At 67.9% G+C, this 22,925-nt stretch carries 18 protein-coding genes; 13 read left to right on the top strand and 5 right to left on the bottom strand.

The annotated features are described in order from the left end of the window. Nucleotides 1–64 precede the first annotated feature (64 nt). The 9 genes from DACI_RS18205 (at nucleotide 65) to DACI_RS18165 (ending at nucleotide 11,487) form a co-directional block, all read left to right on the top strand. Nucleotides 65–1,663 carry a class I adenylate-forming enzyme family protein gene (locus DACI_RS18205; protein WP_012205445.1) on the top strand — a complete coding sequence of 533 codons (1,599 nt, stop codon included), beginning with the start codon at nucleotides 65–67 and terminating at the stop codon, nucleotides 1,661–1,663. A 1-nt stretch (nucleotide 1,664) separates the two neighbouring features. Then, complete coding sequence (locus tag DACI_RS18200; RefSeq protein ID WP_012205444.1) at nucleotides 1,665–2,888, top strand: acyl-CoA dehydrogenase family protein; 1,224 nt, start codon at nucleotides 1,665–1,667, stop codon at nucleotides 2,886–2,888. A gap of 41 nt (nucleotides 2,889–2,929) precedes the next feature. Next, nucleotides 2,930–3,949, top strand: a complete 1,020-nt coding sequence (locus DACI_RS18195; protein WP_012205443.1) for a tripartite tricarboxylate transporter substrate binding protein — start codon at nucleotides 2,930–2,932, stop codon at nucleotides 3,947–3,949. A 94-nt stretch (nucleotides 3,950–4,043) separates the two neighbouring features. Beyond that, nucleotides 4,044–6,107 (top strand): ABC-F family ATP-binding cassette domain-containing protein, encoded by a 2,064-nt coding sequence (locus DACI_RS18190; protein ID WP_012205442.1) that lies wholly within the window; start codon nucleotides 4,044–4,046, stop codon nucleotides 6,105–6,107. Between the two features lie 257 nt (nucleotides 6,108–6,364). Next, nucleotides 6,365–7,312: a MurR/RpiR family transcriptional regulator gene (locus tag DACI_RS18185; RefSeq protein ID WP_225970951.1), complete on the top strand. Its 948-nt coding sequence runs from the start codon at nucleotides 6,365–6,367 to the stop codon at nucleotides 7,310–7,312. Further along, on the top strand, nucleotides 7,309–8,346 hold the full coding sequence (locus tag DACI_RS18180) for an amino acid ABC transporter substrate-binding protein (protein ID WP_012205440.1): 1,038 nt from the start codon (nucleotides 7,309–7,311) through the stop codon (nucleotides 8,344–8,346). The genes DACI_RS18185 and DACI_RS18180 overlap by 4 nt, the downstream gene beginning before the upstream one ends. Nucleotides 8,347–8,366: 20 nt before the next feature. Continuing rightward, complete coding sequence (locus DACI_RS18175) at nucleotides 8,367–9,416, top strand: ABC transporter permease subunit (protein WP_012205439.1); 1,050 nt, start codon at nucleotides 8,367–8,369, stop codon at nucleotides 9,414–9,416. Nucleotides 9,417–9,433: 17 nt separating this feature from the next. Next, nucleotides 9,434–10,516: an amino acid ABC transporter permease gene (locus tag DACI_RS18170; RefSeq protein ID WP_012205438.1), complete on the top strand. Its 1,083-nt coding sequence runs from the start codon at nucleotides 9,434–9,436 to the stop codon at nucleotides 10,514–10,516. Further along, nucleotides 10,513–11,487, top strand: coding sequence for an isoaspartyl peptidase/L-asparaginase family protein (locus DACI_RS18165; protein ID WP_012205437.1), 975 nt, complete (start codon nucleotides 10,513–10,515; stop codon nucleotides 11,485–11,487). Before DACI_RS18170 ends, DACI_RS18165 begins: the two co-directional genes overlap by 4 nt. A 717-nt stretch (nucleotides 11,488–12,204) precedes the next feature. On the opposite strand, the gene phbB is transcribed toward DACI_RS18165, so the two are convergent. From phbB to DACI_RS18150, 3 genes are all read right to left on the bottom strand, one after another. Then, nucleotides 12,205–12,942 (bottom strand): acetoacetyl-CoA reductase, encoded by a 738-nt coding sequence (gene phbB, locus DACI_RS18160; RefSeq protein WP_012205436.1) that lies wholly within the window; start codon nucleotides 12,940–12,942, stop codon nucleotides 12,205–12,207. Between the two features lie 212 nt (nucleotides 12,943–13,154). Then, a complete protein-coding gene (locus DACI_RS18155; protein ID WP_012205435.1) occupies nucleotides 13,155–14,336 on the bottom strand; it encodes an acetyl-CoA C-acetyltransferase in 1,182 nt (393 codons plus the stop codon). Nucleotides 14,337–14,459: 123 nt separating this feature from the next. Continuing rightward, on the bottom strand, nucleotides 14,460–16,355 hold the full coding sequence (locus DACI_RS18150; protein ID WP_012205434.1) for a PHA/PHB synthase family protein: 1,896 nt from the start codon (nucleotides 16,353–16,355) through the stop codon (nucleotides 14,460–14,462). A 141-nt stretch (nucleotides 16,356–16,496) separates the two neighbouring features. Between DACI_RS18150 and DACI_RS18145 the strand changes: the two genes are divergently transcribed. Then, on the top strand, nucleotides 16,497–16,832 hold the full coding sequence (locus DACI_RS18145) for a hypothetical protein (RefSeq protein WP_012205433.1): 336 nt from the start codon (nucleotides 16,497–16,499) through the stop codon (nucleotides 16,830–16,832). Here the strand turns inward: DACI_RS18145 and pgeF are convergent. Next, complete coding sequence (gene pgeF / locus DACI_RS18140; RefSeq protein WP_012205432.1) at nucleotides 16,752–17,597, bottom strand: peptidoglycan editing factor PgeF; 846 nt, start codon at nucleotides 17,595–17,597, stop codon at nucleotides 16,752–16,754. The genes DACI_RS18145 and pgeF overlap by 81 nt on opposite strands. Beyond that, a complete protein-coding gene (gene maiA, locus DACI_RS18135; protein ID WP_012205431.1) occupies nucleotides 17,594–18,259 on the bottom strand; it encodes a maleylacetoacetate isomerase in 666 nt (221 codons plus the stop codon). Before maiA ends, pgeF begins: the two co-directional genes overlap by 4 nt. A gap of 133 nt (nucleotides 18,260–18,392) precedes the next feature. Here maiA and DACI_RS18130 point away from each other — a divergent pair, with 133 nt between their 5' ends. From DACI_RS18130 to DACI_RS18120, 3 genes are all read left to right on the top strand, one after another. Then, nucleotides 18,393–19,088 (top strand): fumarylacetoacetate hydrolase family protein, encoded by a 696-nt coding sequence (locus DACI_RS18130; RefSeq protein ID WP_012205430.1) that lies wholly within the window; start codon nucleotides 18,393–18,395, stop codon nucleotides 19,086–19,088. Between the two features lie 147 nt (nucleotides 19,089–19,235). Then, nucleotides 19,236–19,799, top strand: a complete 564-nt coding sequence (locus DACI_RS18125; RefSeq protein ID WP_012205429.1) for an NUDIX hydrolase — start codon at nucleotides 19,236–19,238, stop codon at nucleotides 19,797–19,799. A gap of 263 nt (nucleotides 19,800–20,062) precedes the next feature. Next, nucleotides 20,063–22,903, top strand: a complete 2,841-nt coding sequence (locus tag DACI_RS18120; RefSeq protein WP_012205428.1) for a chemotaxis protein CheW — start codon at nucleotides 20,063–20,065, stop codon at nucleotides 22,901–22,903. The last annotated feature ends 22 nt before the right edge of the window (nucleotides 22,904–22,925 follow it).

The raw sequence follows: 22,925 nt of genomic DNA, 5'->3' as shown, positions 1-22,925 counted from the left end.
AGGCCTCTTCTGGAACAGTGCATGGCACGCCACGCAAAACGCGCGGCTTCAGCCAAGGAATGCCATGCACGAGACATCCCGGCCCACCGCAGGCCACCCCCATTCCCACTCCCTTCCCATCCCCAATGTCGGCGAACTGGTCGCGCGCAGTTGCAGGGCCCACGGCGCGCAGCCGGCCGTGACCAGCGCCGCGCGCAGCATCAGCTACGCCGAGCTGGAGCAGCGCTCCAACCGCCTGGCGAACGCCCTGCTTGCCCAGGGCCTGGCCCGTGGCGACCGCGTGGGCATCTACCTGCCCAACTGCGTGGAAATCGTGGAGATCGAGATCGCCTGCTACAAGGCCGGGCTCATCAAGGCGCCCTTCAACGCACGCCTTTCGCCGCGCGAAGTGGGCGATATCGCGGCCAACAGCGATGCCGCCGTCATCGTGACCACCGCAGCGCGCGCCGAGGCCTTCAAGCCGCACCTGCAGTCCGCCGACGTGCGCCTGCTGCTGCTGGACGGCCCCGCCGGCGAAAGCTACGAGGCCCTGCTCGCCCGCGCCAGCGACCGCTTCCAGCCCGTGGCCGTGCACGAGCACGAGGTGGCCGTGCTGCACTACACCTCGGGCTCCTCGGGCGTGCTCAAGGCCGCCATGCAGACCTTCGGCAACCGCCTGGCCCAGCTGCGCAAATTCCTGATGCGCGGCGAGGGCATGCAGGCCGGCCACGTGCTGGGACTGGTCGGTCCGGTCACGCACGCCTCGGGCATGCAGATGGTGCCGGCGCTGTGCACGGGCGCCACCATCCACCTGTTCTCGGGCTTCGAGCCGGGCGCCTTCATGGCCGAGATGCAGGCGCGGCGCGTCACCCATACCTTCATGGTGCCCACCATGATCAACATGCTGCTGGCCGAGATCGGCGGCCGCTACCGCCCCCTGCCCGACCTGCTGCGCCTGGGCTACGGCGCAGCGCCCATGGCGCCGGCGCGCATCCTGCAGGCCATGGACGTGTTCGGCCCCATCCTGTCCCAGGGCTATGGCGCGGGCGAGACCACCTCCGGCGTCTGCGGCCTGAGCGTGCAGGACCACCTGCAGGCGCGCGCATCGCGCCCAGAGCGGCTGGCTTCCTGCGGCCGGCCCTTCCTGGAATCCCTGGTCGAGGTGCTGGACGACGAGGGCCGCCCGGTGCCCGAGGGCGAGATCGGCGAGATCGTGGTCAGCGGCGCCGATGTCTTTGCAGGCTACTGGCGCGCGCCCGAGCTGACGGCCGAGGTGCTCAGGAACGGCCGCTACCACACGGGCGATCTGGCCCGCATGGACGAGCAGGGCTTTGTCTACATCGTGGACCGCAAGAAGGACATGGTCATCAGCGGAGGCTTCAACGTCTATCCGTCCGAGGTGGAGTCCGTGCTCTACGAACACGCCTCGGTGGCCGATGCCTGCGTGTTCGCCATCCCCGACGACAAATGGGGCGAGGCCGTGGCCGCCCACATCGTGCTCAAGCCCGGCCTGGCCGGCGACAGTGCCGCGCTGGACCGCTTTTGCGCCGAGCGCCTGGGCGGCTTCAAGCGCCCGCGCCACATCGAATTCGTGCAGCAGCTGCCCAAGAACCCCAACGGCAAGGTCATGCGCCGCGCCGTGCAGGCGCCCTACTGGGCCAACCACGCCCGCAAGGTAAACTGAGATGAACGCCAAAGACACTCTCCCCGCCGCCAACGCTGCCCTGCTGGAAATGCCTTTTGAAGGCTCCGAGCGCGCAGCCGGCCTGATCGACGCGCTCAACGCCTTCATCCACGGCGAACTGGCCGACCTCGCCCGCGCGCATGGCGTGGACCATGAAAACAGCGCCTCCACCGAGCTGCTGCGCCAGGTCTGGAAGCTGTCGCATGCGCGCGGCTTCTACGGCATGACCCTGCCCGAGGCCATGGGCGGCGCCGGCCTGTCCGTGCTCGACCAGGTGCTGGTCAAGGAGGCCATCTACGCCACGGGCTCGCCCTTCGCGCCCCATGTGCTGGGCGAACTCAGCGGCCCGCCGCGCATAGGCGCGCTGATCCGCAAGGCCACGCCTTTGCAGATGGAGCAGTTCATCCTGCCCGTGGCGCGCGCCGAGAAATCCATCTGCTTTGCACTGACCGAGGCAGCGGCCGGCTCGGACGCGGGCGCGCTGGAGACGCGCGCCGTGCTCGAAGGCGACCACTACGTGCTGCACGGCCGCAAGCGCTTCATCTCGGGCTCTCCATTCGCCGACTTCGCCGTGCTCATGGCCTCGACCGCGCCCGAAGGCAGCCCGCAGCGCGAGATCAGCGCCTTCTTCGTGGACCTGCATGCCCCGGGCGTGCAGGTGGTCAGCGGCTACAAGACCATGGCGGGGCAATCGAGCACGGGGGACATCGTGCTCGACGGCTGCCGCGTGCCCGCTGCCCAGTTGATCGGCGAGCCGGGCCGGGGCCTGGCCCTGGCGCTGGGCCGCATCACCGTCAACCGCCTGCTGCACTGCCCGGCCATGCTGGGCCTGGCCCAGGTGGCGCTGCGCGATGCGCGCGACTATGCGCTGGGGCGCCAGCAATTCGGCCGCAGCATTGCCCAGTTCCAGTCCATACAGCACATGCTGGCCGACATGGCCACCGAATGGATGGCCGCGCGCGCACTGATGGTGCAGACGGCCCGCGCCATCGACGCCGGCATTGATGCGCGCGCCCAGGCCTCGATGAGCAAGCTGTTCTGCTCGGAGACGGCGTTCCGCATCGCCGACCGCGCCGTGCAGATCCATGGCGGCGAAGGCATCGTCCAGGGCCGGCGCGTGGAATTCCTGTTCCGCATGCTGCGCATGTACCGCGTGCTCACGGGCACCAGCGAGATACAGCGCAACACCATCGCCAAGGAACTGCTGGAGCGGGCCGGCGCCTGAGGCCGGCCGGCATAGAAGCGAAAAGACAAGGAGACAACGCCATGCAAGACAATCCATCCCAAAGGCCGGACCGACGCCGATTCCTGCGCGCTGCGGGCGCCGCATCGCTTGCCGCAGGCCTGCCCTGGGCCACCACAGCCGCCACAGCCACCACACATGACAGCGCCTGGCCCACGCGCCCCATCAAATGGGTGGTGCCCTACCTGGCCGGCACCAGCCCCGACACGGCCGCGCGCATCGTGGCCGAGGCGCTGTCGGCCCAGCTGGGCCAGCCCGTGGTGATAGACAACCGCGCAGGCGCGGGCGGCAACATCGGAGCACGCCAGGTGGCCAAGGCGCCGGCGGACGGCTACACCCTGCTGTACTCGGGCTCGCCCATGGCCGCCGCCATGCGCATGTACAAAAGCCCGGGCTACGACGTGTTCAAGGACTTCCGCCATGTGCTGGGCATGTCGCGCTCGGACATCCTGGTCGTCGTGCATGCCGACTCTGGCATGCGCACGCTGGACGACCTGGCCGCGCGCGCCAAGGCCAGGCCGGGGGCGCTGGACTATGCCTCGGGCGGCGTGGGCACGCCGTCGCACCTGGGCGTGGAGATGCTGGCCTCCAGCATGGGCCTGCAGGTCAACCATGTGCCCTACAAGGGCGCGTCCGAGCTGGTCAATGCCGTGCTGGGCCAGCAGGTAGCGTTCGGCGCCCCGCTGTTTTCCGTGGCCTATCCCCAGGTGCTGGCCGGCAAGCTGGTGCCGCTGGCCATTGCCGGGCCGCAGCGCAACGCCAAGCTGCCCCAGGTGCAGACCCTGGCCGAGCTGGGCGTGCCCAATGTCAACCTCACGTCCTGGGGCGGCGTGTCCGTGCCGGCCGCCACGCCCGAGCCCATCGTCCAGCGGCTGCGCACGGCGCTGGAGGAGGTGCTCAGGCAGCCCAGGGTCATCGCCTTGCTGGAGCAGGAAGGCGGCAAGGTCGCCATCACCAGCGCCGACGCCTATGCCAAGGGTTTCGAGCGCGAGATCCAGTTCACCCAGTCCATGATGCAGCGCGTGGGCATACAGCCGATCTAGGGCCTGGTACCAGGGCTTTGCACCGTGGCCGGGCACGGGCATGGCGGGCGGCAATACTGCCCTGGCGCAATCGCTGGGATAATCCTGCCCATTCATGATCAGCCTTCGCAACATTACCCTGCGCCGCGGCACCCGCGTGCTGCTGGACAGCACCTCCGTCTCCATCAACCCTGGTGAAAAAGTCGGCCTTGTCGGACGCAATGGCGCCGGCAAGTCCAGCCTGTTCGCCCTGCTCAACGGCAGCCTGGCCGAGGACGGTGGAGAGTTCTCCATCCCTTCGCAATGGCGCCTGGGCCAGGTCGCGCAGAACATGCCAGAGACCTCGGAGACGGCCACCCAGTTCGTGCTGGACGGCGACACCCGCCTGAGCGAGCTCAACGCCCAGCTCGCGGCCGCCGAGGCCAGCGAGGACGGCATGGCCATTGCCCACGCCCACGTGGACCTGGCCGACGCCGGCGCGCATGATGCCGTGCCGCGCGCCCAGGCCCTTATCCTGGGCCTGGGCTTCAAGGTCTCCGAGCTGGAGCACCCCGTCAACAGCTTCTCCGGCGGCTGGCGCATGCGCCTGCAGCTGGCGCGCGCGCTGATGTGCCCCTCCGACCTGCTGCTGCTGGACGAGCCCACCAACCACTTGGACCTGGACGCCCTGGTCTGGCTGGAAGCCTGGCTCAAGCGCTACCCCGGCACCCTGGTCGTGATCAGCCATGACCGCGAATTCCTGGACGCCATCACCAACACCACGCTGCACATAGAAAACGCGCAGGTCACGCGCTATGGCGGCAACTACAGCAAGTTCGAGGAACTGCGCGCCCAGCAGATCCTGCTGCAGCAGGCCTCGTTCGAGCGCCAGCAGGACAAGATCGCCCACCTGCAGAAATTCATCGACCGCTTCAAGGCCAAGGCCTCCAAGGCCAAGCAGGCGCAAAGCCGCGTCAAGCAGATCGAGCGCATGGAAAAGGTCGCACCCATGCTGGCCAGCGCCGATTTCACCTTCGAGTTCAAGCCGCCGGCCAACCTGCCCAACCCCATGCTGGCGATCACGGACGCCGCATTCGGCTACGTGGACGACGAAGGCCAGGCGACCACCATCCTGCGCGGCGTCAACCGCTCGGTGCTGGCGGGCCAGCGCATCGGTATCCTGGGCGCCAACGGCCAGGGCAAGTCCACCCTGGTCAAGACCATTGCGCGCGAGATGAAGGCGCTGGCCGGCACCGTGACCGAAGGCAAGGGCCTGAACATCGGCTACTTCGCCCAGCAGGAACTGGATGTGCTGCGTCCCGGCGAAAACCCCATGGAGCACATGATCCGCCTGGCACGGGACACCGGCGCCACCGGCCCGCAGGCCCGCGAGCAGGACCTGCGCAGCTACCTGGGCACGTTCAACTTCAGCGGCGACATGGTCAAGCAGGCCGTGGGCAGCATGAGCGGCGGCGAAAAGGCCCGCCTGGTGCTGGCCATGATCGTCTGGCAGCGCCCCAACCTGCTGCTGCTGGACGAGCCCACCAACCACCTGGACCTGGCCACGCGCGAGGCCCTGGCCATGGCGATCAACGACTTCGACGGCACCGTCATGCTGGTCAGCCACGACCGCGCGCTGCTGCGCTCGGTCTGCGAGGACTTCTGGCTGGTCGGCCGTGGCGTGGTCGGCCCCTTCGACGGCGACCTGGACGACTACCAGCGCTACCTGCTGGAAGAATCCCGCCGCCTGCGCGAGGAAGCCCGCAAGGCCGAACAGGCGGCTGCGGCCACCAGCAAGGCGGCAGCGCAGGTGGAGCCCGCAGCACATGCAGCACCTGCAGTGCAGGCCCCCGTGGCTGCTGCGCTGGCCCCGGCCCCCGCTGCCCCGTCCACGCCCCCGGCCGCCAGTGCCGGAGACCAGCGCGAGCAACGGCGCCTGGCCGCCCTGGCCCGCCAGCAGATGGCCGAAAAGACCCGGCCGTTCAAGAAGGAACTGGAACAGCTGGACAAGCGCCTGCCCCAGCTGCAGGCCGAGCGCACGCGGCTCGAAGGCCTGCTGAGCCAGCCCATCTCGCCCGCCGACATGGCCGAGACGGGCCGCAGCCTCAAGGCCTGCAACGACGAGATAGACAGCCTGGAAGAGCGCTGGCTGGAACTGAGCGAGCAGATCGAGCAGCTGTCGGCCGCGATTTCCGACTGATTCCAGTCGTTCTCGAAAACCAGGCGGTCCCATGGGACCGCCTGCCACAAGCGTCGTCCCGCGTGAAGACGGCGCTCCACTTCGGCTCCGCCCAAGTGCGCCCCTGAGGCCTCGCCCTCCCTCCACTCCCCTCGCGCCCCCGCATTCCCCCGCACCCAGCGGAACGCATGGATCGTTTGATTCAGGGTTTTTCCTGAATGAAAGATTTCATTCTTAAAAAATAATGAATGAAAGAGACCATTCACTTTCATTCATTCATGGAACTCCACCCCCACCCCGCCGTACAGGAACTGCTGCGCGCCAGCGTCGATGGCTCGCCCGCCGTCGCCCGGGTCGGCCGCTGGATGGCCGCGCATCCGGTGCTGGCCGTCACGCTGAGCGCCGAAGAAGTGGCCAATGCCTGCGGCGGTTCCCTGGCCGCCGTCAATCGCTTCGCCAAGCACGCCGGCTACGAAGGCTTTGCCGATTTGCGCCTGCACCTGGGCCGCCAGCTGCAGCAGGCCCTGGAGCCCGTGAACAAGCTGCGCGCGGCGCATGGGCCCGAGGCCGCCACGGCAGGCGCCGTGGGCACCATGGGCGAGCAGGCTTTCAGGCACACGCAGCGCAACCTGCAGGCGGCTGCGCAGGCCTGCGACCCCGGACTGCTCGACCAACTGGCCCAGCGCATCTGCCGCGCACGCCGTGTGCTCTTCATGGGGTTCGGCAGCTCCCACCATGTGGCGGCCTTTGGCGCCGACGTACTGCAACCCTATCTGCCGCAGGTGGTGGAAGTGACCTCCGCAGGCGGATCGGAACAGGCGGTGCGCCGCATGACAGGGCTGACGGAGCAGGACGTGCTGATCGCCATTTCACTGCCGCGCTACTCGCGCGAAGCCGTCGCGCTGACGGCGCACGCACGCCAGCGGGGCGCCCTGACCATCGCCATCACCGACGAATCCACGAGTCCGCTGGCCCGCGAGGCCGACTACACGCTGCTGGCGCCCGCCTCGCATCCCCTGCTGCCTTCATCGCCAATGGCGGCCATGGCCATGGTCGAGGCACTGGCCACCCAGGTCATCCGCGCCACGCCCCAGGCCGTGCGCAGCCTGGTCGAACTGTCCGAGTCGGTGCTTCCCTACCTGACTCCGGACGCCGATACCGCTTCGCCGGCGGCAGGCAAGCCGCAGCCCCAGGCCCCCCATCCCGCTGGAAAGGATTCACCATGAACGCCCCTGCCCGTCTGCGCCTTGCGCTTGCATCGATGGCCGCCCTCCTCACACTCGCTGCCGCGCCCGCCCACGCTGGCAAGACGCTGGACGGCATCAAGCAGCGCGGCGCCGTGGCCTGCGGCGTGCACACGGGGCGCGCAGGCTTTGCGCTCGCCGACGGCAGCGGCAACTGGTCCGGGCTGGACGTGGATCTGTGCCGTGCCGTGGCTGCAGCCACCCTGGGCGACGCCAGCAAGGTCAAGTTCATTCCCACCAGCGGCCAGACACGCATCACGGCGCTGCAGTCCGGCGAGATCGATCTGCTGGCACGCAACACCACCTGGACCTTCACGCGCGACAACGGCCTGGGCCTGATGTGGGCGGGCATCAATTTCCACGACGGCCAGGGCTTCATGGCCAGGAAGAAACCCGGCCTGAACAGCGTCAAGCAGCTCTCTGGCGCCACCATCTGCGTGATCAGCGGATCCACCACGGAAAAGACCCTGTCGGAGTACTTTCGCGCCCACAAGCTCAACTACAAGGCGGTGGTGTTCGACAACCCCGAAGCGGCCCTGCAGGCCTTCAGCAGCGGACGCTGCCAGGCCTATACAGGCGACCTCGGCGCCCTGGCCGTGCTGCGCGGCAAGGAACTGGCCAACCCTGACGACTACGTGATCCTGCCCGAAGTCATCTCCAAGGAGCCGGCCGGCCCGGCAGTGCGCCGCGGTGACGACGAATGGTTCGCCGTCGTGCGCTGGACACTCAACGCCATGATCGAGGCCGAGGAACTGGGCATCACCCAAGCCAATGCCGACGAGCTCAAGACCCGCTCCGACAGCATCCAGGTCAAGCGTTTCCTGGGCCAGAGCGACGACCTGGGCAAGCAGCTGGGGCTGGACAAGGAATGGGCGCTGCGCATCGTCAAGGCCGTGGGCAACTATGGCGAGAGCTATGAGCGCAACCTGGGCGCCAAGTCCGGATTGAACGTGCCGCGTGGCAAGAACGCGCTGTTCACCAAGGGCGGCCTGATGATGTCGCCGCCGATGAACTGACGCGCCGAGGGCACCCTGCCATGAACGCCGCGAACGCTGTGGATGCTGCGAAAGCCGTGAATGCCATCGACACCGGGGCACGGCAGCCACCGGCCCCCACCCGGCCACGCTGGGGCCGGCTGGCCTTGCAGCTCGCCATCGGCTGGCTGCTGATATTGCTGCTGGGCTGGCTGGCGCACAACGCCAGCCGCAACATGGCCGCGCGCGGCATTGCCGGGGGCTTCGGCTTTCTGGAGCAGACGGCCGGCTTTTCCATCTCCGAAGGGCTGCTGCCCTACGAGCCCGGCGACAGCTACCTGCGTGCGGTCGCAGCCGGCGTGGCCAACACGGTTCGCGCCGCCGTGCCCGCGCTCGCGCTGGCAACCATGCTGGGCCTGCTGCTGGGCGTGGCCGCCGTGGCAAGGCATCCGCTGCTGCGCGGCGCCGTGCGCCTCTATGTCGATGTGGCGCGAAATATCCCGTTGCTGGTGCAGGTGCTGCTGTGGTATTTCGCGCTGACTTCGCTGCTGCCCGATGTGGACCACCCTCTGGCCATCGGCCCCCTGGGCTTTCTGAGCAAGGCGGGGCTGGCCCTGCCCGGCCCGGTGTACGACAGCGCGGCGGGCTGGCACTGGAGCTCGCCGCAGCCGGGCATGTTCAGCATTGACGGAGGACTGGCGCTGACGCCGGAATTCCTGGCCCTGGTGGGAGCCCTGGGCCTGTATGCCGCCGCCTATTGCGCGGAAATCGTGCGCGCCGGTCTGCAGGCCGTGCCGCGCGGGCAATGGAATGCCGCCTCGGCCCTGGGCATGCGCCGCGGCCAGCAGTTGCGCCTGGTCGTGCTGCCGCAGGCCCTGCGGGTGATCATTCCCCCCTATACCAACCTGGCGCTCAGCACCATCAAGAACTCCTCGCTGGCCGTGGCCATCGGCTACCCCGACGTGGTGATGGTCGCCAACACCGCCATGAGCCAGACCGGCCAGGCCATCGAGTGCGTGACCATCATCGCGGTGGTCTACCTGGCCATCAACCTGCTGACCTCGCTGGCATTGAATGCCTTCAACCAGCGCAGTGCCTTCATCACACGCTAGCCGGGAAAGACCTGCCCATGAGTGCCGTACTCCGCGCACCGGCCCTGCCGGTGGCCCCGCCACGGGTTCCGCTGGCGCAGCGCCTGCGCGCCAGCCTGTTTCCGGATGCGCTCTCCGGGCTCATCACCGCCACGCTGCTGCTGGCCGCGCTGTGGGCGGGCTGGAAGCTGCTGGCCTGGGGCCTGCTCGACGCCGAAACCGCAGCCAACCCCAACACATGCCGCGCTGCGGCCGGCGCCTGCTGGGGCGTGGTGCGCGACAAGTACCGTCTGGTGTTCCTGGGGCGCTACCCCATGGCCGAACAGTGGCGCCCCGTCGCCGCCAGCCTGCTGCTGCTGGGCAGCGTGGGGGTGGCGGCACTGCCGCGCTTCTTCGGCCGCGCCGGCATGGCAATGCTGCTGGCCGGGTTGACCGGCTTTGGCGTGCTGATGGCGGGCGGTGTGGCCGGCCTGGCACCCGTGCCCAGCGATCTGTGGGGTGGCCTGCCGCTGACCCTGTTCCTTGCCGTGATCGCCTGCCTGGCCGGTGTCCCGCTGGGCATTCTGCTGGCGCTGGGCCGGCGCTCCAGCCTGCCCTTGATCCGCATCCTGTGCACGGGCTTCATCGAGGCCGTGCGCGGCGTACCCCTGATCACGCTGCTGTTCTTCGGGGCCTTCGTGCTGCCCATGCTGGTGCCCGCGCAATGGCGGGTGGACCCCATGGTCCGCATCGCCGTCTGCCTGGCGGCCTTCAGCGCCGCCTATCTTGCCGAGGTGTTTCGCGGCGGGCTGCAGGCCGTGCCCCAGGGCCAGGTCATGGCGGCCCAGGCCATGGGTTTCACCAGGGTGCAGGTGCTGCGCCATGTGGTCCTGCCGCAGGCACTGCGCGTGACCATCGCGCCCACGGTGAGCAACTTCATCGGCGCGGTGAAGGACACCTCCCTGGTGGCGATCGTGAACATCTACGACATCACTGGCTCCCTGAAGATGGCCATGAGCGACCCCCACTGGATTGCCTACTTCGTGGAGATGTACATGGTGGTCTGTACCGTCTACCTGCTCATCGGCCTGGGCATCGCCCGCTATGGCCGCTTCCTGGAATCGCGCTACGCACTCCAATGAACATCTCCCAGAACTCCCGAAAATTTTCCATTGCCGTGCACGGCGGCGCAGGCACCGTCATCCAGGGCCAGGCCGACGAGGCCCCCTACCACGCCGCGCTGGCCCAGGCGCTGGAGTCGGGCGCCGCCCTGCTGCGGCGCGGCGCCAGCGCGCTGGACGCAGTCCAGGCCGCGTGCCAGTCCCTGGAAGACTGCCCGCTGTTCAATGCCGGGCGCGGCTCCGTCTACACACGCGACGCGCGCCACGAGATGGATGCCGGCCTGATGGACGGCAGCAACCTGCGGGCCGGCGCAGTCGCCTCCGTCAGCCAGGTGCGCAATCCGATTGCGCTGGCACGGCATGTTCTTGACGACGGCCAGTGCGTGCTCCTGGTCGGCGAGGGGGCGCAGAGGTTTGCCGATGAGCGCGGGCTGGCGCGGATGGATGCCGGCTACTTCGACTCTGCCGAGCGCCTGGCACAGCTGCGCCGGGTGCAGGCGCAATCCGGCCAGACCGCGCTGCTGGACCACGACGCCAGCGGACTGGCGGCGCACCCTGCTCCGTTGAACGAGAACGGCAAGATGGGCACGGTCGGCGCCGTGGCGCGCGATGTGCATGGCAACCTGGCCGCCGCGGCATCCACCGGCGGGCTGACCAACAAGCGCCCCGGGCGCGTGGGCGACACGCCCGTGGTGGGCGCAGGTTTCTACGCCGACAGCACCACCTGCGCCGTGGCGGCCACCGGAACCGGCGAGCATTTCCTGCGCGCAGCCATCGCGCACGACATCCATGCGCGCATGCGCTACCTGGGGCAAAGCCTGGAACTCGCAGCCGACGCCGCAGTGCGGGGCACGCTGACACACATCGGTGGCCAGGGCGGCGTGGTGGCCGTGGACAGCCAGGGACGCGTGCACTGCCCCTTCAACAGCGCCGGCATGTACCGCGGCTACATCGTGGACGACGCGCCTGCCGTGACCCTGATTTTTGCCTGATGGACGTTTTCGCCCCGGGTTGACCTGTGCCCACGCATTGCGGGCAACGAGGCGTAACAGCATCGGCATTGGCTCGCCGTGCCCGTAAGCCTCTGTCAGGAAAAGGATTTTTTCTCACCGCACCAGAAATCTGTCTTCAAACTGACAGACCCCCACCTCCGGGCTTGCAATTGCTTGCGTCCTGGGGCAATCCCTGAGTCAACCTGCAGCCACTTGCCCGCGTTGAACACGCAACAAAGGAGTGATTGCACATGACCGACATCTTTTCCCACACCGCCCTGCAGACCCGCTTTGCAGCCGCTGCGCTGGCCCAAGCTGTCTGGCCATGGGATGACCGTGACCGCAAGCGCGGCCCCCGCAACGCCTGAAAACCGGGTCACAAAAAAGTTTCGACTTCCTTCGAAAATTTTTTGAAAACCTGTCAACCAGCTGAATCTGGCCCGCGTTAAGAGAGCAATACAGGAGAAAGTTTCCATGCAAACGACTGCCATCATGTCCATCTGGCCCGAAGACGAACGCGATCGCAAGCGCTGAGGCGCTGGCTGGCGCACACGGTGCCCCAGTCTCTGACACCACCGGTCTGACGGCTTTCCGTGCAGACCCCATCTTCCACAAAACCCGCTTCAGCGGGTTTTGTCATTTCTGGGCCATTTGCAGCGGGGCTGCCCAACAAAAAAGGAGCCCGAAGGCTCCTTTGCAGCGCGAACCCTTGCAGGTTCAATGCATGTGCAGGCCACCGTTGACCGAAAAATCGGCGCCGGTGGAGTAGCCGCCTTCCTCCGAGGCCAGCCAGGCGATGATCGATGCGATCTCGCTGGGCTCGCCCAGGCGCTTGACGGGGATGGTGCCCACGATCTTCTCCAGCACGTCGGGACGGATGGCCTTGACCATGTCGGTGCCGATGTAGCCGGGGCTCACGGTGTTCACGGTCACACCCTTGGTGGCCATCTCCTGCGCCAGCGCCATGGTGAAGCCGTGCATGCCCGCCTTGGCGGCCGAGTAATTGGTCTGCCCGGCCTGGCCCTTGGCACCATTGACCGAGCTGATGTTGATGATGCGGCCCCAGCCCTTTTCCACCATGTCGCCCACGACCTGCTTGGTCACGTTGAACATGGAGTTGAGGTTGGTCTCGATGACGGCCTGCCAGTCTTCCGGCGTCATCTTGATGAACATGCGGTCACGCGTGATGCCGGCATTGTTGACCAGCACATCGATGCTGCCGTGCTCGGCCTTGGTCTTGCTGAAGGCCTCGACGGTGGAAGCCCAGTCGCCCACATTGCCGACCGATGCATGGAAGTTGTATCCCAGCGCCTTTTGCTCGTCCAGCCACTTCTGGAAGTCGCGCGACGGACCGCAACCTGCGATGACCTTGAAGCCTTCCTTGTGCAGACGCTGGCAGATAGCCGTTCCGATGCCTCCCATTCCCCCTGTGACATACGCTACTTTTTGAGCCATTCTTCTCTCCTGTCAATCAATGGTTGCTTCAGATCAATCTATCCACGACAACCGGGGCATTGACTCCGGTTATCACCAAGGGTGCCTGAACCTCTGGGTCCGGCACCCCCGTATGGCTAGTATGCAGCGCGTGCGCTGCGCCTCTCTTCGGGCAGGCCCTAGGCAGGCCTAGGATCTACCCTGAAAGCTTGCTAACGTTTTCCCGGAGCCCTTCAGACGCGCTCCACCGCCATGGCCACGCCCATGCCGCCGCCGATGCACAGGCCGGCCAGGCCCTTCTTGGCGCCGCTGCGCTGCATCTCGTGCAGCAGGGTCACCAGGATGCGGGCGCCCGAAGCGCCGATGGGGTGGCCGATGGCAATGGCGCCGCCGTTGACGTTGACCTTGGCCGGGTCGATGCCCAGCTCCTGGTTCACCGCACAGGCCTGGGCCGCAAAGGCTTCGTTCAGCTCGAACAGGTCCACGTCCTGCGCTGTCCAGCCCGCACGCTCCAGCGCCTTGCGCGAGGCGAACACCGGGCCCAGGCCCATGGTGGCGGGGTCCAGGCCGCTGGTGGCGTAGGAGACGATGCGCGCCAGCGGCTTCAGGCCCAGGGCCTTGGCCTTGGAGGCGCTCATCACCACCACGGCGGCCGCGCCGTCGTTCAGGCCCGAGGCGTTGCCGGCCGTCACCGAGCCGGCCTTGTCGAAGGCCGGGCGCAGGCCTGCCAGGGCGTCGGCATTGGTCTTGCGGTTGATGTACTCATCGGCCGCGAACACCACGGGATCGCCCTTGCGCTGCGGAATGCTGACGGGAACGATTTCGTCCACGAACTTGCCTGCGTCCTGTGCGGCCGTGGCCTTTTGCTGGCTGGCCAGGGCCAGGGCATCCTGCTGCTCGCGGCTGACGCTCTTTTCCTTGGCCACGTTCTCGGCCGTGATGCCCATGTGGTACTGGTTGTAGACGTCCCACAGGCCGTCCACGATCATGGTGTCGGCCATCTTCCAGTCGCCCATGCGCTGGCCGTCGCGCGAGCCCGGCAGCACGTGGGGCGACAGGCTCATGTTCTCCTGGCCGCCGGCCACGACGATCTCGCTGTCGCCCGTGGCCACGGCCTGGGCTGCCAGCATCACGGCCTTCAGGCCCGAGCCGCAGACGGCGTTGATGGTGAGGGCCGGGGTTTCCTTGGCAACGCCAGCCTTCATCATGGCCTGGCGTGCGGGGTTCTGGCCTGCGCCAGCGGCCAGCACCTGGCCCATGATGACTTCACCGACCTGGTCGGTGCCGACCTTGGCGCGGTTCAGTGCCTCGCGGATCACGATGGAGCCCAGTTCGGTGGCGGGGATCTTGGCAAGGGTGCCGCCAAACTTGCCAACGGCAGTACGGACAGCGGAAACGATGACGATGTCTTCCATGATGACGGACCTTTCTTTGGACTCTTGAAGGGATGCCCGGGCGCACATTGCCGCAGTCGCGGCAGCGGCACCCTGCATTCAAGCCGCAGCGTTATTGCACTGCAGCATCGAAACGATTGTGCCTCAGGCCTTGACCAGTACGTAGCGGCCCGGGGCCGGCTCGATGGCCGTGTATTCCCTGCCTTTGCCATACTGCTTTGGCGCTGCGACCAGCTTGCCGCCGTGCTCGGCCAGCCAGGGGCTCCAGTCGGCCCACCAGCTGCCCGGGTACTCGTCGGCGCCGGCCTGCCACTCCTTGAGCGTGGGCGGCAACTGGCCGTCCTCGCGCAGCCAGTAGCTGCGCTTTTTCTTGGCCGGCGGATTGATCACGCCCGCGATGTGGCCCGACGCGCCCATCACAAAACGCTTGTCGCCACCCAGCACCTGGGTGGACGCATAGGAGCCGCCCACGGGCACGATGTGGTCCTCCCGCGAGCCATAGATATAGGCCGGCAGGCGCAGTTGGTGCATGTCGATGCGCTCGCCGCAGACGGTCAGCGCGCCGGGCTGGGCCAGCTTGTTTTCCAGGTAGAGGTTGCGCAGGTACCAGGCGTAGTAGGGGCCGGGCAGGTTGGTGGAGTCGCTGTTCCAGTACAGCAGGTCGAACGGCGGGGGCGTCTCGCCCTTGAGGTAGTTGCCCACCACGTAGTTCCAGACCAGGTCGTTGGGCCGCAGAAAGCTGAAGGTGGACGCCAGGTCCTGGCCCTTCATGAGACCGCCCTCGCCCATCTGCATCTCGCGGAAGCGCACCACGGATTCGTCGATGAAGACATCGAGGATGCCGGTGTCGCTGAAGTCGATGAAGGTGGTCAGCAGCGTGACGCTGGCCACGGGAAACGGCACGCCGGCCGGCGCCGTGGCGCGGGCTGTGGATGTGCGGGCGGCGCTGCGGCTGCCAGCCGCGCGCTTGGCCGCAGGCGCCTTGGCCGCCGCCGGAGCGGCAACTGCGCCATGCTCGCGGTCATGGCGCGCCTGCAGCACTGCCAGCGCGGTGGACAGCATGGTGCCACCCACGCAAAAGCCCAGCACATTGATCTGCTCGGCTCCTGCGATCTCGCGCGCCACGCGGATGCCGGTGAGCACGCCGTCCTCGATGTAGTTGTCCCAGGTCTTGCGCGCCAGGCTTTCGTCGGGGTTGCGCCAGCTCATCACGAAGGTGCGATGGCCCTGGCTGACGGCGTAGCGGATCAGCGAGTTGTCGGGCTGCAGATCCAGGATGTAGAACTTGTTGATGCAGGGCGGCACCATGAGGAAGGGCCGCTCGTGCACCTTGTCCGTCAGCGGCTTGTATTCGATGAGCTGGAACAGCTCGTTCTCGAACACCACGGCGCCTTCGGTGGTGGCGACGTTCTTGCCCACGGTGAACAGGCTCTCGTCGGTCATGGACACATGGCCCTGGCGCATGTCGGCCAGCAGGTTGGCCACGCCCTGGGCCAGGCTCTCGCCCTGGGTTTCGATGGCTTTCTTCTGAGCCTCGGCATTGAGTGCCAGGAAGTTGCTGGGCGCCATGGCCGCCAGCCATTGCTCGATGGCGAAGCGCACGCGGTTGCGCGTCTTGTCATCGGCCTGCACGGCATCGGCCAGGCCCATGAGCATGCGGCTGTTGAGCAGATAGGTCGCAGCCGTGGCCGCCGTCAGCGGATTGCCGGCCCACGATTCGGTGTTGAAGCGCTTGTCCTTGGCCAGCAGCGCCTGGGCGCCGCCCTGTTCGGCCATGGCCTTGGCACCATCCAGGTACTGGCGCTGCAGCTCCAGCAGCTTTTCGGGGTCCAGCGACAGCGCGTTCTCGGGCAGGGCGCCGGGTTCGGGGACGGCCGCTTTCCAGGCCTGGGCCATGTCCGGCATGCCTGGCATGCCCTGGGTTCCCGGAAGGCCTGGTTGCCCCAGTTGCTGCAGTGTCTGCAGCGTGCGGCTCCATTGCTCGTTCCAGAATTGCTGGACGGATTGGCCTGACAGGCCAGCGAGTGGGTCAAAATTCATGCTGCATCCTTGTTCGTGGATGCCATGCAATAGCCTGGGGCTTGCGGGGCATCCGTTTTGATTGTGACCCAGGCGAGCCCCGCCTTGCCCGGCACAGACCTCCACGAAAACCCGTGCCTCGCTCGTTTTTTTGGTTCGACCATGTATCTCGTTGTTATCGCCTGGCTGTATGTCACTCTGATGATGGCAGTGGCCGAGGCCGCCAGCCCCACGGGCAGCATACTCGGCGCCGTGATCACGTTCGCACTCTATGGACTGCTGCCACTGTCCATCGTGATCTACATCATGGGCACGCCCGCGCGCAAGCGAAAACGCCATGCACGCGAATTGGCCGAGCGCGAGGCCTGGCTGGCGCAGCAGCAGGTCTCGCAGAGCGGCCCCGGCACGCAGGCGCGCTCAGTCCTTCCAGATGCAGGCGGCGAACCGCCCGCTGCTGCCCAGGCGGGCAGCGTCGCGCCGGTGCGAAAAGAACCGTGAGCCGTTGAGCACCGTGCACCATGCGTCGCCGCCGTCATTGCCGTAGATGGCGGTGATGCCCAGCGCCGCCAGGCGCTGGCGCGCAAGCCCGGCCAGGTTGGCCAGGTACTTGGGTGCGCCCCCGCCCTCTTGCGGCACGGCGGTGAAATGCGCCCCGGCCGCCGCGTCATGCGCGATGAAGGCCGCGCGCACCTCAGCGCCCACTTCGAAGGAACGCGGGCCGATGCAGGGACCGAGCCAGGCCAGGGTCTGCTGCGCCGCTTGCCCGGGCGGTGTCTGGATCTGGCCAGCAAAGCGCTCGAACAGCGTCTCCAGCACCCCGCCCGCCAGCCCGCGCCAGCCCGCATGGGCCGCGCCCACCACGGCACCGCTGCGATGGGCCAGCAGCACGGGCAGGCAGTCGGCCACCATGATGGTGCAGACCACGCCCGAGGCGCGGGTCACGCAGGCATCGAAGGCCTGGCCCTGCGCGCTGCCTGCATCCAGGGCCACGACATCCACGCCATGCACCTGCTGCAGGAACACCGCGCAGGCGCCCGGCGTATGGGCGCGCACGATCTCCTGCAGCCGCTGGCGGTTGGTGCGCACGGCCTGCGGGTCATCGCCCACATGGTCGCCCAGGTTCAGGCTGCCCCAGGGCGCCGTGCTGACGCCGCCTTCGCGCGAGGTGCACAGCGCGTGCACGCCCGGCGGCGCGGGCCACTCGGGCACCAGCCAGGATGCGGGGATGGTGCCGGGGAGGGAGTCAGGCCGGGCCGCGCTCATTCCGCGTCGGGGCAGGCCGAGGGATGGGCCTTCTGGAAGGCCGGCAGCGCCTCGCAGCGATCGACGATGGCCGCCAGGCGCGGCAGGCCGTCCAGGCTCACGTTGAAGCGGCGGCCGTTGAAGATCTGCGGCACCAGGCAGCAGTCGGCCAGCGTGGGCGTGTCGCCCCAGCAAAACAGCGAAGGCGCCAGGCCTGCGGCTTCGCGCTCGGCGGCCAGCAAGTCCAGCTGGCGTTCGAAGGCTTCCAGGCCGGAGCGCACCCAATGCACGTACCAGGCGCTCTTGGCCTCGTCGGAGACACCCAGGTTGCGCACCAGGTACTTGAGCACGCGCAGGTTGTTGAGCGGATGGATCTCGCAGGCCACCATCTGGGCCAGCGCGCGCACATGGGCACGGCCCAGGGCGTCGCGCGGCAGCAGCGGTATTTCGGCATGGGTCTCATCGAGATATTCGATGATGGCCATGGACTGGGTCAGCCAGTGGCCGTCCTCGGTTTCCAGCGCCGGCACCAGCGCATCGCCGACATGCTGGGCATAGGCCGGCGCCCTGTGATCGCCGCGCAGCAGGTGCACGGGTACGGATTCATAGTCCAGGCCCTTGATCTGCAGCGCAATGCGCACGCGGTAGGAGGCCGACGAGCGGAAGTAGGTGTGGAGCTTCATAGACCGCAAAGCATACCGTGCGACCCGGGGTCTGTTCCGGCTCATCCGGCCATCGCGTTGCCCCGTTGCGGGGCCACAGGCATGGCACACTTGCGACGGCGCCCACGAGACAAGGCGCCAGAGGAACACCGACATGAGCTACGTTTTCAACCCGCCCGCCGTGGCCAGCGTACCCGTCCTGGGCCGCCCCGAGCGTTTTCCCGTGCACCGCATCTACTGCGTGGGCCGCAACTACGAAGAGCACGCCAAGGAGATGGGCTTCACCGGCCGCGAGCCGCCCTTCTTCTTCCTCAAGCCTGCCGACGCCATCGTGCCCGTCGAGGCCGGCACCACGGGCACCATGCCCTACCCCACGCTGACCTCCAACCTGCACCACGAGATCGAGCTCGTCGTGGCCATCGGCAAGGCGGGCAAGAACATCCTGGCCGCCGACGCCCTGGACTACATCTGGGGCTACGCCGTGGGCCTGGACATGACGCGCCGCGACCTGCAGAACGACATGAAGAAGCAGGGTCGCCCCTGGTGCATCGGCAAGGCCTTCGAGCATGCCGCGCCCATCGGTCCCATCACCCCGGCAGCCGAGGCCGGCGACATCGCCAAGGCCATGATCTCGCTGCAGGTCAATGGCGCCGACCGCCAGCGCAGCGACATCGGCAAGCTGATCTGGAACATTGCCGAGACCATCGAGCACCTGTCGGCCGCCTGGGAACTGCAGCCCGGCGACCTGATCATGACGGGCACGCCCGAAGGCGTGGCCGCCGTGGTGCGCGGTGACCTGCTGGAAGGCCGCATCGATGGCCTGAGCCCCTTGAGCGTCAAGATCGCCTGAGATCCCTGTGCCTGGCGACAGGCCGGCAAGGCAGCGGGGAGCGCGCTCCCCGGCCTGCCGGCCTTCGTTTTTCTGAACCCACAGTCCGCCGCACGGAATGCCTTCCTGCCTTCCGTCTGGCGGCGCTTTCACTTCCATGGTGTCGGCATGATTTTTCGCAGCCCCATCAAGTTCTGCCGAGCCTGCGGCACGGCCGTGGTCTACCGCATTCCCGACGATGGCGACACGCGCGAACGCGCCGTGTGCCCGCACTGCCACACCATCCATTACGAGAATCCGCTGAACGTGGTCGGCACCATCCCCGTCACCGACGACGGCCGCGTGCTGCTGTGCAAGCGCAACATCGAGCCGCGCCGGGGCCTGTGGACCCTGCCTGCCGGCTTCATGGAACTGGCCGAGACCACGGCGCGCGGCGCCCAGCGCGAGACCGATGAGGAAGCCGGTGCCGACATCGAGATGGGACCGCTGTTTTCCATCGTTGACGTGCCCAAGGTCAGCCAGGTCCACCTGTTCTACCGCGCCCGCCTGCGCAGCGAGCAGTTCTATCCAGGCCCCGAGACCATGGAGGCCCGCCTTTTTGCCGAGGCCGAGATTCCCTGGGAGGAACTGGCCTTTCGCACCGTGCGCGTGACGCTGGAGCGCTACTTTGAGGACCGTGCGGCCGGCCTGCTTGACGCGCACCGCGTGCACTCCATCGACCTGAGCCTGTAGGCGCATGCACCGCCGCCCGGCACCACCGTGCTGCACGGCAGTGCCGGACGCACCCCGGTGACGCCAGGCCATGCCCCGGCGTGGCGCCGATGGGGCGGCGGGTGGGGCCGTGGATGGGGTGTGGATGGGGGGCTGTCATACCTGTGTCACCTTGCAGACACATTTAGTCACAAGCTGGCCTCCTTCTTGCTCGTTGCATCAGGCTTTTCCCTGATCGGGGAAAGCGGGTTTCACCCAGCCTGAACCTGACTGCGGAGCGCTCCATGGCCACATCCCTGCCAACCGACCTGATTCTTCCCCACCTGCGGGAACTCAACCGCAACGCCGCCGACCTGCGCGAAATACGGCTCATGTGGCGGCTCATCGAAGCCTCAGCCCGCATGCAGGCCTCGCAGCAGGGGCAGGCCCTGGTGTCCATGCTCACCGACACGCGCCAGGGACTGGAGCAGCTGGAGCAAGGCCTGCTGCAGTCGCAGCTGGCGCAGTCCGCTCAGGAGGCCATGGCCCAGCTGGGCATGCAGTCCGCCCATGCCATCGACCTGCTGGTGCGAAGCCTGTACGAGCGCACGGCCGATGTCGGCTTTCTCGCCGCCGATACCGTGCTCTGCGAGGCCATGGCCCGGCTTGACGATGGCGATGGCGATGACTGTGGCCTGCCCGACATGGCGGCCGGCGGTCTGCGCGCATGGCAGGCACCGCTGCAGGCGCACCTGCAGAGCTACCGAGCCAAGTACACGGTGTATGACGACATCCTGCTGCTGGACACGCAGGGCCAGGTCTGCGCACGTGCCCAGGCGCAGGCAGGCCGCAAGCCGCCACCGCCCTGTGCCGAGGCCTGGTTCCAGCAGTCCCTGCAGCAGGCCGGCCATGTCAGCCATTTCGGCGCCAGTTGCGTGCTGCCCGGCGCTGACCGCCTGATCTACGCTCAGCGCCTGCTGCACCCACGCACCATGGCGGTGCTCGGCGTGCTGTGCCTGAGCTTCGACTTCGCCGCCGAGATGCAGGCCATCTTTGCCTCGGGCGGGCCGCGTGCCCAGGTGGGACTGCTGCTGGACGAGGGCGGACTCGTCATCGCCAGCAGCGACGCCCACTGGATAGCCCCCGGCAGCCGCGTGCCCATGCACCATGGTGATGCCGTGCAGCCGCTGATCCATGCAGGGCGCACCTACCTGGTGCGCACGGCGCGCGCCCTACCCTACCAGGGCTATGCGGGGCCGCAGGGCTGGCAGACCCAGGTGATGGCACCGCTGGACCTGGCCTTCGCCGCGCAGCAAAGACCGCAGGTGCTGCAGGCGCTGGAGCCGGCCATTGCCGAGGGGCTGATGGCCCAGGCGCGCGGCTTTTGCCCGCCGCTGCACGCCATGGCCCGCGCGGCCGACGACATACGCCGCGTGGTCTGGAATGGCCAGGTGCTGGCTGCCAGCCAGGCGCCGGAGTCCCCCGTGCAGGGCACGGCCCACCCGGACCCGCTGCAGGCCGTGCTGGAGCAGATGGGCGAGACCGGCGACCTGACCCATGCCGTGTTCACACGCGCCATTCACGGCCTGCACGAGACCGCGCTGTCCACCCGGCTGCAGGAGCACAGCACGCTGAACCGGCTGCTGATGGACCTGCTGGAGCGCAATCTCTATGAACGTGCCAACGACTGCCGCTGGTGGGCCCTGACGCCGGGCTTGCAAAAGGTGCTGGAAGACAACAGCGGCTGCCTGGCCCTTTCGGTACAGGCCCACGACAGCGCGCAGCGGCTGCTGGAGCAGCTCAATGCGCTGTACACCGTCTATGCGCGCATTGCGCTGTACGACGCCCAGGGCCTGGTGCTGGCCTGCAGCCATGAGAACGAGGCCGGCCTGCCCCTGGCTCCCGGCACGCGCGTGCAGGCATCGGCCCTGCAGGCCACTGTGCTGCTGCGCGATGCCCAGGCCTACCACGTGCAGGAGATGGACGATGGAGGCCTGCCCGTCCATGTCTACCATGCCGCGCTGCGCGCGCCATCGCCTGGGAGTGAACAGCCGCACGGACATGCACACGGCGGCGATCAGGGCCCCGTCATCGGCGGCATCGCCCTGCTGTTCCACACGCGGCGCGAGCTGCAGGCCATGCTGCAGGCCGCAGCGCCAGAGCAGGCGGCAACGGCAGAGCACTCTGCAGCCACCGATCCCGAAGACAGCGGCCTGCCGCGCCTGCCGATGGAAGCGTTCTACGTGGCGCGTGACGGGCGCATCGTCGCTGCCAGCCATGGCGGGCGCCCGCTGGGCAGTTGCATCGCAGGCGTGGCCGGCCTGGCATCTCTGGCCGATGGCGAGGTGCGCAGCAGCATCGAGGAGATCGAAGGCCACTACTGCATCGTCGGCATGGCCGCCGGGCGCGGCTACCGCGAGTTCCGGCTGGACCAGGGCGCGGCACGCGATGCAAAAGAAAGCGCAACGGACGACACACTGGCCGGCCTCGTCAGCCTGAGCCTGCAGCGGCTGGGCCCCGTGCATGCCGATGCGCGCAACCGCGCGCTGCGCCTGGCGTCCGCCACCCGGCTGGATGGCGCCCGGCCCGCTACGCACGGGCACGGGCGCGCAGCGCATGGCAGCGGCGACGCGCCTGTGGAACTGGCCAGCTTCTACGTGGGCGCCAGCCTGCTGGCCCTGCGCGCGGGCGATGTCTGCGAAGCCCTGCCCGCCAGCGCCATCTCGCCCGTGGCGGCAGGACGGCTGCCGTTTTGCGTGGGCGCGCTGGCACGGCGCAGCCAGGGCAGCGTCAGCGGCTATGTCTGGGTGTTCGACCTGGCCGCGCTGCTGCAGGGCCAGCCCGGCGTGGTCACCGAGCAGTCACAGGTCATCGTGGTCCAGCATGGCGGCCTGCGCGTGGGCCTGCTGGTCAGCGCGCTGCAGGGCGTGCACCGGCTGCCAGCCAGCGCGCTGGTGGATTCGCCCATGCTGAACGCGGCCGACACCGCGACGGCCCTGGTGCGCAAGCTGGTGCATGCCGACTCGGGCCTGCCGCTGATCCAGTGCCTGGACCCCGCCGCGCTGATGCGAAGGCTGCAGCCTTCGCGCGTTGCCGCGGCCAATGCCGACCGCAATGCGGTCAGCGTGGAAAGAGAGGCGGCCTAGCCCGGGCCTGTCGGGCCTATGG

It is taken from the genome of Delftia acidovorans SPH-1 (assembly GCF_000018665.1).
Classification (GTDB): domain Bacteria; phylum Pseudomonadota; class Gammaproteobacteria; order Burkholderiales; family Burkholderiaceae_C; genus Comamonas; species Comamonas acidovorans.
The sequence above is the reverse complement of the archived record's forward strand: the minus strand, read 5'-3'. Positions and strand labels throughout refer to the sequence as shown.